The organism is Nocardioides donggukensis (assembly GCF_014842875.1).
GTDB lineage: Bacteria > Actinomycetota > Actinomycetes > Propionibacteriales > Nocardioidaceae > Nocardioides > Nocardioides donggukensis.
In genome coordinates this window covers 878150-890600 of the sequence record NZ_JACYXZ010000001.1, presented here as the reverse complement: position 1 = coordinate 890600, position 12451 = coordinate 878150, and the positions used below count along the sequence as shown (strand labels likewise).

14 protein-coding genes and 2 tRNA genes are annotated in these 12451 nt (G+C 72.5%); 9 read left to right on the top strand and 7 right to left on the bottom strand.

Going from position 1 to position 12451, the window contains the following annotated elements:
* Nucleotides 1-511: 511 nt before the first annotated feature.
* Complete coding sequence (locus IE331_RS04405) at nt 512-991, bottom strand: hypothetical protein (RefSeq protein ID WP_192140829.1); 480 nt, start codon at nt 989-991, stop codon at nt 512-514.
* Nucleotides 992-1337: 346 nt separating this feature from the next.
* Between IE331_RS04405 and IE331_RS04400 the strand changes: the two genes are divergently transcribed.
* From IE331_RS04400 to IE331_RS04385, 4 genes are all read left to right on the top strand, one after another.
* The gene (locus IE331_RS04400; protein WP_192140828.1) at nt 1338-1679 is read left to right on the top strand and encodes an SH3 domain-containing protein; all 342 of its coding nucleotides are present in this window, start codon (nt 1338-1340) and stop codon (nt 1677-1679) included.
* 156 nt (nt 1680-1835) lie between these two features.
* A tRNA-Arg gene (locus IE331_RS04395) sits at nt 1836-1909 on the top strand.
* 54 nt (nt 1910-1963) lie between these two features.
* Nucleotides 1964-3079: an alpha/beta hydrolase family protein gene (locus IE331_RS04390; RefSeq protein ID WP_192140827.1), complete on the top strand. Its 1116-nt coding sequence runs from the start codon at nt 1964-1966 to the stop codon at nt 3077-3079.
* A 121-nt stretch (nt 3080-3200) separates the two neighbouring features.
* Nucleotides 3201-3554, top strand: a complete 354-nt coding sequence (locus tag IE331_RS04385) for a zinc ribbon domain-containing protein (protein ID WP_192140825.1) — start codon at nt 3201-3203, stop codon at nt 3552-3554.
* A 19-nt stretch (nt 3555-3573) separates the two neighbouring features.
* Here the strand turns inward: IE331_RS04385 and IE331_RS04380 are convergent, their stop codons facing one another.
* Complete coding sequence (locus IE331_RS04380) at nt 3574-3984, bottom strand: SRPBCC family protein (RefSeq protein WP_201931050.1); 411 nt, start codon at nt 3982-3984, stop codon at nt 3574-3576.
* Between the two features lie 106 nt (nt 3985-4090).
* Here IE331_RS04380 and IE331_RS04375 point away from each other — a divergent pair, with 106 nt between their 5' ends.
* Nucleotides 4091-5599 (top strand): FAD-dependent oxidoreductase, encoded by a 1509-nt coding sequence (locus IE331_RS04375; protein WP_201931048.1) that lies wholly within the window; start codon nt 4091-4093, stop codon nt 5597-5599.
* A 127-nt stretch (nt 5600-5726) separates the two neighbouring features.
* On the opposite strand, the gene IE331_RS04370 is transcribed toward IE331_RS04375, so the two are convergent.
* The 4 genes from IE331_RS04370 to IE331_RS04355 all read right to left on the bottom strand — a co-directional run bounded on the left by IE331_RS04370 (nt 5727) and on the right by IE331_RS04355 (nt 8440).
* Complete coding sequence (locus tag IE331_RS04370; protein WP_318646762.1) at nt 5727-6770, bottom strand: adenosine deaminase; 1044 nt, start codon at nt 6768-6770, stop codon at nt 5727-5729.
* A gap of 103 nt (nt 6771-6873) precedes the next feature.
* Nucleotides 6874-7143 (bottom strand): hypothetical protein, encoded by a 270-nt coding sequence (locus IE331_RS04365; RefSeq protein ID WP_192140817.1) that lies wholly within the window; start codon nt 7141-7143, stop codon nt 6874-6876.
* Nucleotides 7144-7145: 2 nt separating this feature from the next.
* Complete coding sequence (locus IE331_RS04360) at nt 7146-7937, bottom strand: DsbA family protein (protein ID WP_192140815.1); 792 nt, start codon at nt 7935-7937, stop codon at nt 7146-7148.
* Nucleotides 7934-8440 (bottom strand): MauE/DoxX family redox-associated membrane protein, encoded by a 507-nt coding sequence (locus IE331_RS04355; protein ID WP_201931046.1) that lies wholly within the window; start codon nt 8438-8440, stop codon nt 7934-7936. Before IE331_RS04355 ends, IE331_RS04360 begins: the two co-directional genes overlap by 4 nt.
* Nucleotides 8441-8500: 60 nt before the next feature.
* Between IE331_RS04355 and orn the strand changes: the two genes are divergently transcribed.
* From orn to IE331_RS04340, 3 genes are all read left to right on the top strand, one after another.
* The gene (gene orn, locus IE331_RS04350; RefSeq protein WP_192140813.1) at nt 8501-9157 is read left to right on the top strand and encodes an oligoribonuclease; all 657 of its coding nucleotides are present in this window, start codon (nt 8501-8503) and stop codon (nt 9155-9157) included.
* 49 nt (nt 9158-9206) lie between these two features.
* A tRNA-His gene (locus IE331_RS04345) sits at nt 9207-9282 on the top strand.
* A gap of 112 nt (nt 9283-9394) precedes the next feature.
* Nucleotides 9395-9664 (top strand): DUF7218 family protein, encoded by a 270-nt coding sequence (locus IE331_RS04340; protein ID WP_192140811.1) that lies wholly within the window; start codon nt 9395-9397, stop codon nt 9662-9664.
* A 25-nt stretch (nt 9665-9689) separates the two neighbouring features.
* Here the strand turns inward: IE331_RS04340 and IE331_RS04335 are convergent, their stop codons facing one another.
* A complete protein-coding gene (locus IE331_RS04335) occupies nt 9690-10640 on the bottom strand; it encodes a pirin family protein (protein WP_192140810.1) in 951 nt (316 codons plus the stop codon).
* 225 nt (nt 10641-10865) lie between these two features.
* Here IE331_RS04335 and IE331_RS04330 point away from each other — a divergent pair, with 225 nt between their 5' ends.
* Nucleotides 10866-12437 carry a phytoene desaturase family protein gene (locus IE331_RS04330; protein WP_192140809.1) on the top strand — a complete coding sequence of 524 codons (1572 nt, stop codon included), beginning with the start codon at nt 10866-10868 and terminating at the stop codon, nt 12435-12437.
* Nucleotides 12438-12451: the final 14 nt, after the last annotated feature.

Here is a 12451-nt window from a genome sequence, read left to right as displayed (position 1 = left end):
GTCGACGTGACCTCTCAGCACCGGCACTGATGTGCCGGACCCGATCCTCAGTCTGGACCCGTCGCGGAGACCCGTCGAGACGACGGGTGAGCGAATCCAGGCGATGGCGTACCGACTCCGGGATGCCGCCGTGGGGGCATAAGGGTCTCGTTCAGACTCCCCGCAGGGTCGACCCTGACCTCTACGCACAGGGCTCGTCCGACTGGCGGCGGCGCGAGGTGGCTCTCCATCCCTACCTCGAACCGCCACCCTGCCGAAGCAGGTTCTGCTGGTAGTCCTCCAGGACCCGACGACCCAGGTTCAGCCCGAAGGAGCTCAGCAGAGTGAACGCGGCGTCCAGCGCAAGGTCCTGAGGCAGGGGCGCAATTCGGTCCTGTAGAGCTCATCGAGGCAACGCTGATCGTCATGGCCGACACATCTGGCAGCCCTTCGGCAAGCCGAACCGCGAGCGCGTAGATCTCGGTGGCATGGAAGCTGATGTCCCAGTTGCCAATGGGTAGTCGGAACGTCACTACGTCCTGGCGTTGCCGCCGAGGTCGACGCAGATTTCGCCGGACACCGTCTCGGTGAAGCCGCCTGCGGAATCGAGCAGGTTCTGCACTCCCGCAAGGGTGAGCGTGCCGGTCGCGCCGTCGAGCTTGCCGGTGGCGCCGCTCACGTCCCCTGACGCGGTGAACTCGCCGGTCGCCAAGTCGAGCGTGCCCTCCAGGTCGACCGTGAGCGTCGCGCGGTTCGGGCTGAACGTGATGTCGCCGGCGAACGCGATCCCGGTCGGCGTGACGCCGGTGACCTGGAAGGCAGCCTCGGTCGTGCCTTGCAACAGACCTCCGCCGCGGATCTGGGCGACGGTCCGGATCAACCCCGGAGGGTCATTGGCCTGCGGGGGAGCCCCCCGGCCCACGCCTGTGGCGTTGATCTGGTGACAGGACACCCCGGCAGTGGCCGGTCCGGCCTGAACCAGCATCAAGAGAGGCAGCAGCAGGGCCAGCACAGCAACCCGTCGCATGAGCGTTCTCCCTCTTCGGCGCTGGCGAGGCTGTCATCGCCACCTCCTCATTCGAGGCTAGCGAGATGGCGGGGTGTGTCAATGCGCGCCAAGCGCGGACGGCGGGCGACACGGCCTCTCACCTCGCGCGCACACGCGGTCTCGGGCCAGAGATGCGCCGCCCAAGACCGCAGATCCGAGACCAATCGGTCCAGGACGAGCGACCGTGTGCGGCCACCCCTGTTCGTCCGGAGTGCTGAGCATTCACATCCGATAAGGGATCCCGCCGTGGTACACCCGCGCAACCGACCCTCGGTCGGTTCGTCTGTGGTCTGAGCCAGAATCGCTGGCCATGAGCATCGTTGTGGCAAGGATCGCCCACAAGATCCCCGATCGAGCTCCGCTTCGGCTGGCCGTCGGTGAGCATGTGAAGGTCGGCGAGAGGGACACAGAATGGCCGGAGTTCGTGTTCGTCACCACGCACCATGGCTCGGGCTGGGTGCCGGCGCGGCGGCTGTCCACAGCGTCGGGCTCGGCCGTCGTACGGGCGGCGTACGACACCACGGAGCTGCCGACTGAAGCCGGCGAGCGGCTCGAGGTCGTCGCCGAGGACCGCGAGAGCGGCTGGCTGTGGTGCCGATCGAGCAGGGGACGTGAGGGTTGGGTGCCCGTCAAGACGCTGAATGTCTCATAGTGAAGCGCCCCGGGTTCAGTGAGGTTGACCATCTGTCCCCAGCGCCCACTAGGGCACACCGCGTACGGCATAATCCGCGCCAAGGTTCGGCAATCACGGTCGCGAACTACATGGGAGTTGTACCTATGGTTCTGCCGTTGAGAACGCCTATCCCCCGCCCCCGTAGCTCAGCTGGATAGAGCAGCGGCCTTCTAATCCGCCGGTCCCAGGTTCGAATCCTGGCGGGGGCACGCCCTCTGGGTACCGTGGCAGCACAGCCGTCCGCGGACCCTTGGAGGCAGCCGATGCGGGCACCAGCCCGGACCACCCCGGTCACCCCCGCCCTCGCCCTGGTCGTCGCGCTGCTGCTCACCGCCTGCAGCGCCGCGGATCCCGCCGACGAGTCGGCTGCCGAGCCGACGGAGACGAGCAGCCCTACCGGCTCGTCTGGCGACGACACCCCCACCGAGCCCGAGACGGAGCCCGAGCCCGCGACAGAGCCGGAGGAGGCCGAGAAGCCCGAGCCGGCCCGGCCGGTCTCCGTGCTCGGCCTGGCCGAGCAGCGGCACCGCGGGGACCGGCTGCGGCTCGGCGCCGTGCGGGAGCGGACGGCCGGGTACACGTCGTACGACATCACCTACCGCAGCCGGAGCAGCACCCGGCAGGGCGTGGAGGCGTACACGATCTCCGGAGTGCTGAACGTCCCGACCGGCGCGGGCCCCTTCCCGGCCGTGGTGCTGGCCCACGGCTACATCGACCCCGACGTCTACGTGCGCGGCCAGGGCATGACCCGCGAGCGCGGGTACCTCGCCGCCCGTGGGTACGTCGCGCTGCACGTCGACTACCGCAACCACGCCGAGTCCGACGACGACCCGCAGTTCCGGACCCGGATGCGCCTGGGCTACAGCGCGGACGTGATCAACGCCGTCAAGGCACTCCGCCGGAGCGACCGGGTGCCGGTCGACGACGACCGGGTCGCGCTCTTCGGCCGGTCGATGGGCGGCGGTGTCATCCTCAAGGCACTGGTCGCCGAGCCGGGCCTGGTGCAGGCGGCGGCGCCGTGGGCGTCGGTGTCGTCGTTGGAGGCCGACAACTACCGGCAGTTCATGCAGGACCCCGAGGACACCGCCATCCGCAACGAGCTGGCCACCCGCTACGGCACCCCGGCGGACAACCCGCGCTTCTGGCGGCAGAACTCCTCGCGGCCCTACTTCGACCGGATCACCGAGCCGGTGCTGATGGTGCACGGACGCTTCGACGACACCTGCCCACCACCCTGGGCCACCGCGACCCAACGGGCACTGAAGCGTGCCGGCGTCGACTCGCAGCTGGAGTGGTACGACGACGGGCACGCCTTCGGCCCGGCGTTCAACGCGGCGATGGACCGGACGGTGCGGTTCTTCGACGCACGGCTCGGCTGAGGGCGATCTGCCACGAGGCTCCGGCGATCCGTCCTACGGTGGTCATCCGTCTCGGGGGCGACTCCTCCGATGACGACGACCGTCGGCCGGCCTCGGGCACGGCCGGAGAGGGGACAGACACATGGCCGAGAACGGCAAGCGCTTCGGGATCCTGCCCGAGTGGCGCAACGTCTACTACCTGGTGCTGGGGTTCAACCTGGTCATGGTCTGGCTGGTGGTGGCCGGCGGTGCGGCCACGGCGTTGATCGCCGTCTGGGTGGTCGGCGACCTGGCCCTGGCCGGCTGGCTCTACGCCTCGCGGGACCGCGACCGCGACTGTCCTGCCTGCGGCCACCTCGTGCCGAGGGGTCGGCGCGCCTGCGACGCCTGCGGTCACTCCCTGCGCACCGGCCGCGGCGGGTCCACCCTCCCGCCGAGCGAGGCGCGCGGCTCCCAGGCCCCGCCGCAGTTCGGGAACCAGGGGCAGGGCGGCTGAGCCGGGCCCCCGGCGGTGGTCAGCGCCGCTCGGCCACGTAGGCCAGTCTCCGCAGTGTCTCGACGTTCCGCCACGCCAGGGGAAGGTGGCGCAGCGGGGGCGGCACCAGCCGTCCGGGGCCGCTCACCGCGTCCTCCTCAATCCGCACCTCGGTCTCGGCGCCGACGGCGGTCATGTGGATCGTCACGCCGGCCTCGCCCGACGGCCAGGCCCGGGCCCGGAGCCCCAGGCGCACCCCCGGCACGCACTCGGTCACCTCGGTGCTGTCGTCGACCAGCAGCGGCCATGCCCCGACCGAGTGGCTCAGGTGCGCTCCGACCTCCGGCCAGTGGGCGTCCACCTCGCGCATCCGGCTGGCGCCGACCACCCACAGCGGGTAGAGCCAGCCGTCGGCCAGCACCGCCCAGACCTGCTCCGGGGTCGCGCTCACCAGTCGTGTGTTCGTCGCCATGGTCCGGCGATACCCACCGGGCCCGAACACATGTGCCGGCGGCGGCGGGGTACCGCCCGCCCACGCGACGATCCGGAGGAGCACCGTGGCACTGACGTCCCTGTGGGAGGACCGCCGTCCCCGCAACCATGCCTCGGCCCGCCCGTTGTCCGTCTCCGGGCGAGCCTGGGACGTGGTGGTGGTCGGGGCGGGGCTGACCGGTCTGACCACCGCCCTGCTCCTTGCCCGGGCCGGGCTGGAGGTGCTGGTCCTCGAGTCGTACGGCGTGGGGTCGGGCACCACCGGCCGGAGCACCGCGAAGCTCAGCCTGCTCCAGGGGACGCACCTGTCGAAGCTGGCAGGTCGGCACACCGAGGACGTCGTCGAGCAGTACGTCACCGGCAACCGGGAGGCCCTCGCCTGGCTGCTGCGCTACTGCGCCGAGCACGAGGTGGCCGTACAGCGCCGGACCTCCTACACCTATGCGACCACCGAGCGGGGCGAGCACGCCGCCCGCGCCGAGCACCGGGCCGCCCGGGACGCCGGCCTCGAGGTGCGCTGGGAGTCGTCGACCGACCTCCCCTTCCGCACCCGCGGCGCGGTCGCCCTCGAGGACCAGGCCCAGCTCGACCCGCTGGAGCTGGTCGACGCGCTCGCCGCCGACGTACGCCGGCACGGGGGCACCATCGCCGAGGGCACGCCGGTGCGCTCGGTCTCGGGCCGCGGACCCGTCCGGGTGCGGATCGACGACGCCGAGGTGGAGGCGGACCGGGTGGTGCTGGCCACCAACATGCCGATCCTGGACCGTGGGGGGTTCTTCGGGCGGGCGGTCCCGGCCCGCTCGTATGGTCTCGCGTTCGCGACGCCGGAGCGGGCGGTGGACGGCATGTACCTCTCCGCCGACTCCCCCGGCCGCTCGCTGCGCGACGCCCCCGCCGCCGACGGTGGCGACCTCCTCCTCGTCGGCGGCAACGGGCACACCACCGGGCGCACCCGGTCGCCGCGCAGCAGGGTCGCCGACCTCCAGTCGTGGACCGCCACCCACTTCCCCGACGCGGAGGTGACCCACACCTGGTCCGCCCAGGACTACGTCACCGCCAGCGGGCTGCCGTACGTCGGTCGGCTCAGCCCGCGCCGCGACGACCTGCTGGTGGCCGGGGGCTACTCCAAGTGGGGGATGACGAACGGCGTGGCCGCCGCGCTCGCCCTCAGCAGCCGCATCCTGCGTGGCCACACCCCCTGGGCCGACGTCCTCGACCCGTGGTCCCGGCACGCGGCCCGGGGCCTGCCGGACGCGACGCTGGCCAATGCGGAGGTCGGCCTGGAGCTGACCCGGGGCTGGATCCGGCCGGTCACGGGCCTGACCCACCGCACCGACCCGGTCGAGGGGCAGGGTCGTGTGAAGATCTACCGCGTCGGGCTGCCGACCGCGGTCTCCCGGGTGCACGGGCAGGTCCACCGGGTCTCGGCCGTCTGCCCGCACCTGGGCGGCATCCTCCGCTGGAACGACGCCGAGCTCAGCTGGGACTGCCCCCTGCACGGCTCCCGCTTCGGGCCGGCCGGCGAGCTGCTCGAGGGCCCCGCGACCTGCGGCCTCGGCAGCCACGAGGAGTGAGGCTCACCGCCCGTCGGTGAGGTCCGCGCGGCGGTTCCGGGAAGTTCCTCCCTCAGGCTCTACGTTCTGCAGGTTCTGGGCGCCGGAAACCTGCAGAACGTAGAGCCTGAGCGGCGAGGGGGCGCCGCTACAGCCCCGCGCCCTCGGCGTACGACGTGATCTCGGCCGCCAGCTCGTCGCGGACCGCGGCCGGCGCGAAGGAGGCGGTGACCGCGGCCCGGGCCAGGTCGACGACCCCCGAGGCATCGAGGTCGAGCAGGTCCGCGGCGATCTCGTACTCCCGGTTCAGCGTGGTGCCGAACATCGGCGGGTCGTCGGAGTTGATCGTGACCAGCACGCCCGCGTCCCGGAAGGCCCGCAGCGGGTGATCGGCGAGGGTCGCGACGGCGCGGGTGGCGACGTTCGAGGACGGGCAGACCTCCAGCGGGACCTGCTCGGCGGCCAGGTGCGCCAGCAGCTCCGGGTCCTGCACGGCGGTGGTGCCGTGCCCGATCCGCTCCGCGCCCAGCAGCCGCAGCGCGTGCCACACGGTCTCGGGGCCGGTGGTCTCTCCCGCGTGCGGGACGCTGCGCAGGCCCGCGGCCCGGGCGGCGTCGAAGTGCGGCTGGAACTGCGGCCGCGGCACGCCGATCTCCGGGCCGCCGAGACCGAAGCCGACCAGCCCGTCGCCGGCGTGGTGGAGGGCGTAGTCGAGGGTCGCGTCGGCCGCCGGCAGCCCGCTCTCGCCCGGGATGTCGTAGATCCAGCGCAGCACCAGCCCGAAGTCCCGCTCGGCGTCGCGGCGGGCCTGCTCGATCGCCTCCGTGTAGGCCTCGATCGGCACCCCGGCCGCCACGGACGTGAACGGCGTGCAGGTGAGCTCGGCGTAGCGGACCTGCTGGCCGGTGGCCATCTCGCGGGCCACCTCGTAGGTCAGCAGGTTGACGTCCTCGGGGGTGCGGACCAGGTCGACCACCGCCAGGTAGACCTCGATGAAGTGCGCGAAGTCGCGGAACTCGAAGAACTCCCGCAGCGCCTCCGGATCACTGGGTACGACGCCCGGGTGCCGCTCGGCCAGCTCCGCGACGATGCGCGGGGAGGCGGAGCCGACGTGGTGGACGTGCAGCTCGGCCTTGGGCAGGCCGGCGATGAACGAGGACAGGGAGCCGGTGGCGTCGTGGGTCTCAGTCACGAGGAGGCAGTCTGCCAGCGTGTCCTGCCGGGAACGAAAGCCTCGAGGCCGCATCGTGGTCAGTGGCCCCGCGATGTATGAGATTGCGGGGCCTTTCAGCGCCTCAGCGCAGGTAGAGCCACCACCAGCCGACCAGCGCCGGCAGCAGTCCGACCAGCAGCCACGGCGACACCGGCCGCGACAGGTGGATCAACCGGGCGCCGACCATCGTGAGCAGCCCGACGGCGGCCGCGATGACCAGGAGGCCGGGCCGGGCGCCCGGCTGGGCGCCGTCGGTCGCGCCGGCGAGGAAGCACAACCCGCCGGCGAAGATCAGCCCGGTGACCATGACCAGCGCCGACATGACCCAGCGCTGGACCTGCTCGACCTGCACGCCTACTCCCCCGCCGCGACCGCGAGCGTCGCGTCGACGATCGCCTGGAGCGACTCGCCCTCGACCTGCTCGCCGTCCACGAACACGGTGGGCGTCCCGCGGACCCCGGCCTGCGACATCGCGTCGGTCGCGTTCCTCGTCCACTGCTCGAAGGCCCGGTCCTCGATCCCGGGCCGCACCGCGTCCTCCTCGGCGCCCGCCTCGACGGCCAGCTCGACCAGCCGGTCGTCGGAGAGGCCGGCGCCGCCCTCGGCGGGCTGCTCGGCGAAGAGCGCGTCGTGGAACTCCCGGAACACCTCCGGCCCGGCCGCGTCGAGGACCACGGCGGCGGCGTTGGCGGCCCGGGTGGAGTAGTCGTCGCTGGACTGACCGTCGAGGAAGGCGACCATCCGGTAGTCGACCCGGATCCGGCCGGCGTCGACGGCCTCGGCCAGCTGCTCGGCGGTCGCCTCCTCGAAGACGCCGCAGACCGGGCAGAGGAAGTCCTCGTAGACCTGCACCGTCGTGGGTGCCGAGGCCTCGCCGACCACGACGCCGTACCCGTCGGTGACCCCGGCAGGTGGGGTGGCCTCCTCGCCCGAGGTGTCGCCGAGCGACTGGAGGAGGTAGCCGCCCAGCACGATGATCGCGAGCAGCGCGGCGACCCCGCCGACGACGTACATCCGGCGGCGCCGCTCCTGCTGCTCCTGCTGCGCGCGCAGGGCCGCGGCCTTGGCGGCCGCGGACTGGCGACCGCCCTTCGGCGTGCCGGACCTCGGCTGGGACGGCTTCTGCCGGGCGGACTTCTTGCTCATGACTCCATCGTCTCCTTCTCGTCGGCCACCGCGGCGCGGGGGGCCGGGAACAGCCAGGCGTCGACGGCCCAGCGGCTGCGCGGGCGCCACACGAGGTACGCCGAGGCGAGCAGCAGCGCGACGTCACGGGCGATCTCGAACGGGTACTCCTCGGCGGCGCCGGCCTCGAAGCCGCCTCCGCCGAAGCAGCCGCAGTCGATCTGGAGGCCGCGCGCCCAGGCGGACGCGATGCCGACGACGAAGGCCGCGAACAGCAGCACCGACACCACGGCGTTCGCCCGGACCAGCACCCCGGCGACAAGGCAGGCGCCCACCACCACCTCGACCACGGGCAGCAGGTGGCCCACTGCGGGGACCACGGCCTCGGGGAGCAGCTCGTAGGCGCGCACGGCCCGCACGCTGGCCGCCGGGTCCGGCAGCTTGAGCGCGCCGGCGACGATCCAGACCCCGCCGACGACGAGGCGCAGCACGATCCCCACCCAGGGGAGCAGTCGACCCAGCACGGACGGGAGCCTAGACAGGCACCCTGAGACTTGTCTGAACGACGAAGTAGGGTCGCGGGTGTGAACGACCGACTGGTGTGGATCGACTGCGAGATGACCGGCCTCGACCTGGTGAACGACGCGCTGATCGAGGTGGCGGCGCTGGTCACCGACTTCGACCTCAACGTGCTCGGCGAGGGCATCGACCTCATCGTCAAGCCCCCGGCCGAGGCGATCGAGCAGATGAACGACTTCGTCCGCGAGATGCACGTGACCTCGGGCCTGCTCGACGAGCTGGCCGACGGCCTCACGATGGCCGACGCGGAGGAGCAGGTGCTGGCCTACGTCAAGCAGCACTGCCCGGACGGCTCCCGGCCGCCGCTGGCGGGCAACACGGTCGCCACCGACCGGGCCTTCCTGGCCCGCGACATGCCCGACCTCGAGTCCTTCCTGCACTACCGGATCGTCGACGTCTCCTCGATCAAGGAGCTGTCCCGGCGGTGGTTCCCCAAGGCCTACTACTCCGCCCCGTCCAAGCGCGGCAACCACCGGGCGCTGGCCGACATCCAGGAGAGCATCGAGGAGCTGCGGTACTACCGCGAGGCGGTCTTCGTGCCCTCCCCCGGCCCGGACGGCCTGACCGCCCGCGGGATCGCCGAGCGGCACGGCGGCGCCCTCACCGGCCTCGGCGACCCGGATCGGCCCACCCCGGCCCCCGATTCGCAAGAGACCCCCTGACTACGGCTACAATCTTCTCCGGTCCGGCGTTTCCGACGCCGGATTCGTGGTGGGTATAGCTCAGCTGGTAGAGCGCCGCCTTGTGGTGGCGGATGTCGCGGGTTCAAGTCCCGTTACTCACCCCATGGTCATCGGGCCCCTGATCTGCGCGACGCAGGCAGGGGCCCGATGCGTTTGTCCGGGTGTCCTCACGGGTACCGCTCCGGGCAGGTCAGCACCCCAGCGAGAGGAGCAGCCGTGCCGGAGCGCAAGCCGGGCCCCAGCGTCAAGGACGACGAGCTGTACGAGAAGCTCCGCGACGAGGGCAACAGCAAGGAGAAGTCAGCGCGGATCGCCAACGCCGCGGCCAACGAGGGCCGCAGCGAGGTCGGCAGCCGCGGAGGCTCCTCGCCGGCCTACGAGGAGTGGACCGTCGACCAGTTGCACGAGCGGGCCGCCGAGCTCGACATCGAGGGCCGCTCCTCGATGGACAAGTCCGAGCTCATCGAGGCGCTGCGCGAGCACTGACCGCCTCGCGCGACCGGTGCCGCGCTCAGCCGGCCGGGATGTGCCCGAACCGGCCCTTCTGGAAGTCCTCGTACGCCGCCAGCACCTCGGCCTTGGTGTTCATCACGAACGGACCGGCCCACGCCAGCGGCTCCCGGATCGGGCGTCCGCCGACGACGACCACGTCCAGGGCCGGAGTCCGGCTGTCCTGGCGCTCGCCCCCGGCCACGGTGAGGTAGTCCCCCGCCCCGAGCACGGCCGCCTGGCCGGTCTCGACCGGGCGGCCGTCCGTGCCGACGGTCCCCCGCCCGGACAGCACGTAGACGAGCGCGTTGAACTCGACCGGCCACGGCAGCTCGAGCCGGGCGCCCGGCTCGACGGTCGCGTGCACCAGCGACATCGGTGTGTACGTCGCCCCGGGGCCGCCGTGCCCGTCCACCTCGCCGGCGATGACGCGCACCAGCGCGCCGGCGTCCTGGGAGGTGGCGAGGGTGACCTCGCGGGCCCGGATGTCCTGGTAGCGGGGCGCGGACAGCTTGGCGTCGCTCGGCAGGTTCACCCAGAGCTGGATCCCGTGGAAGAGGCCGCCCTTCTGCACCAGCCACTCCGGCGGCGCCTCGATGTGCAGGATGCCGCTGCCTGCGGTCATCCACTGGGTGTCGCCGTTGGTGATCGTGCCGCCGCCGCCGTGGCTGTCCTGGTGGTCGAACTGGCCGTCCATGATGTAGGTGACCGTCTCGAACCCGCGGTGCGGGTGCCAGGAGGTGCCCTTGGGCTCGCCCGGCGCGTAGTCCACCTCGCCCATCTGGTCCATCATGATGAACGGGTCGAGGTGGGCCAGGTCGACGCCGGCGAACGCGCGGCGGACCGGGAAGCCCTCGCCCTCGTAGCCGGTGGGCGCGGTGCTCACCTGCCACACCGGCCGCGGCACGTCGCCGAGGCCGGGGGCGGTGAGCCGGGGCAGGACGGTGAGGTCGTCGACGGTGATCGCGGGCATGGGAGAAGAACACCACGTCCGGGGTGGCCATTCCCGGGTTTCGAGACGGTCGCAGAGCGACCTCCTCAACCACCGGGCGACGGTCGCAGAGCGACCTCCTCAACCACCGGGCGACGGTCGCAGAGCGACCTCCCCAACCACCGGACGACCGTCGCAGAGCGACCTCCCCAACCACCGGACGACCGTCTCGGGCGACGGCTCCCCGACGACCGATAGCGTGCTGCCATGACCTCAGCAACCGCGCCCGACCGGTCGAGCTACGACGTGGTGATCGTCGGCGGCGGGCACAACGGCCTGACCGCCGCGGCGTACCTCGCTCGTGCCGGCCTCTCCACGCTGCTGCTCGAGCGGCTGCCCACGACCGGCGGCGCGGCCGTGTCGACGGTGGCCTTCCCCGGTCACCCGGCCCGGCTGTCGCGCTACTCCTACCTGGTCTCGCTGATGCCCGAGGCGCTCATGGCCGAGCTAGGGCTCGCGGTGGAGCTGCGCACCCGCTCCACCGCGTCGTTCACGCCCTGGACCCGCGACGGCCGCTCCGGCGGGCTGCTCGTCGAGCGCCCCGAGGGCGAGGCCACCCGGGCGTCGTTCCGCGAGCTCACCGGCGGCGACGAGGAGTACGCCGCGTGGCAGCGCTTCTACCGCGACGTCGAGGGACTGGCCGGCGTGGTCGCCCCCACCCTGCTCGAGCCGCTGCCCATGGAGCGGGAGCTCGCCGAGCGGGTCGACCCCGACGTCTGGCGCGAGCTGGTCCGGGAGCCGCTGGGCGCCGCCGTCGAGCGCCGCTTCTCCGACGACACGGTCCGCGGGGTGGTCGCCACCGACGGGCTGATCGGCACCTTCGCCGACCTCGACGACCCGTCGCTGATCCAGAACCGGTGTTTCCTCTACCACCTGATCGGCAACGGCACCGGCGAGTGGCGGGTCCCGGTCGGCGGCATGGGCGCGATGACCGACGCCCTGCTCCGGGCCGCGACCGACGCCGGCGCCGAGGTGCGCACCGGCGCCGGGGTGAGCCGGATCGACGCGGGCGACGACGGCGCCGAGGTCACCTGGCACGACGGCACCCGCTCGCACAGCGTCTCCACGAAGCGCGTGCTCTCCGGCGTGGCCCCCTGGGTGCTGCGGATCCTGCTCGGCGAGGAGCCGGAGCCGGACACCAAGCCCGAGGGCGCGCAGCTGAAGATCAACCTGCTGCTCGACCGGCTGCCGGCCCTGAGGTCCGGGGTCGACCCCGAGGTCGCCTTCGCCGGGACGCTGCACCTCGGCGAGGACTACGGCCAGCTCGCGACGGCGTACGCCGAGGCGGCGGCCGGGCGGGTGCCCTCGGTGATGCCCGGCGAGATCTACTGCCACTCGCTGACCGACCCCTCGATCCTGGGCGGGCACCCCGGTCACACGTTCACCTACTTCGGCCTGCACACGCCGGCGTCGCTGTTCGACGACCCGGCCAACAAGGAGCTGGCGGTCTCCCGGGCCCTCGCCTCGCTCAACGAGCACCTCGCCGAGCCGATCGAGGACTGCCTCAGCCGGGACGCCGACGGGAACCCGTGCCTGGAGGCGAAGGTCCCGCAGGACGTGGAGGCGGACCTCGCCATGCCCGGCGGGCACATCTTCCACGGCGACCTCGAGTGGCCGTGGTCGCCGAACCGGGCCCGGCTCGACACCCCGGCCCAGCAGTGGGGCGTGGCCACCGACCTGGACTCGGTCCTGCTCTGCGGCTCCGGCGCCCGGCGCGGCGGGGCGGTGTCGGGTCTCGGCGGCCACAACGCCGCCCAAGCCGTGCTCGCCTCCGCCTGACGCGGACCCGTCCG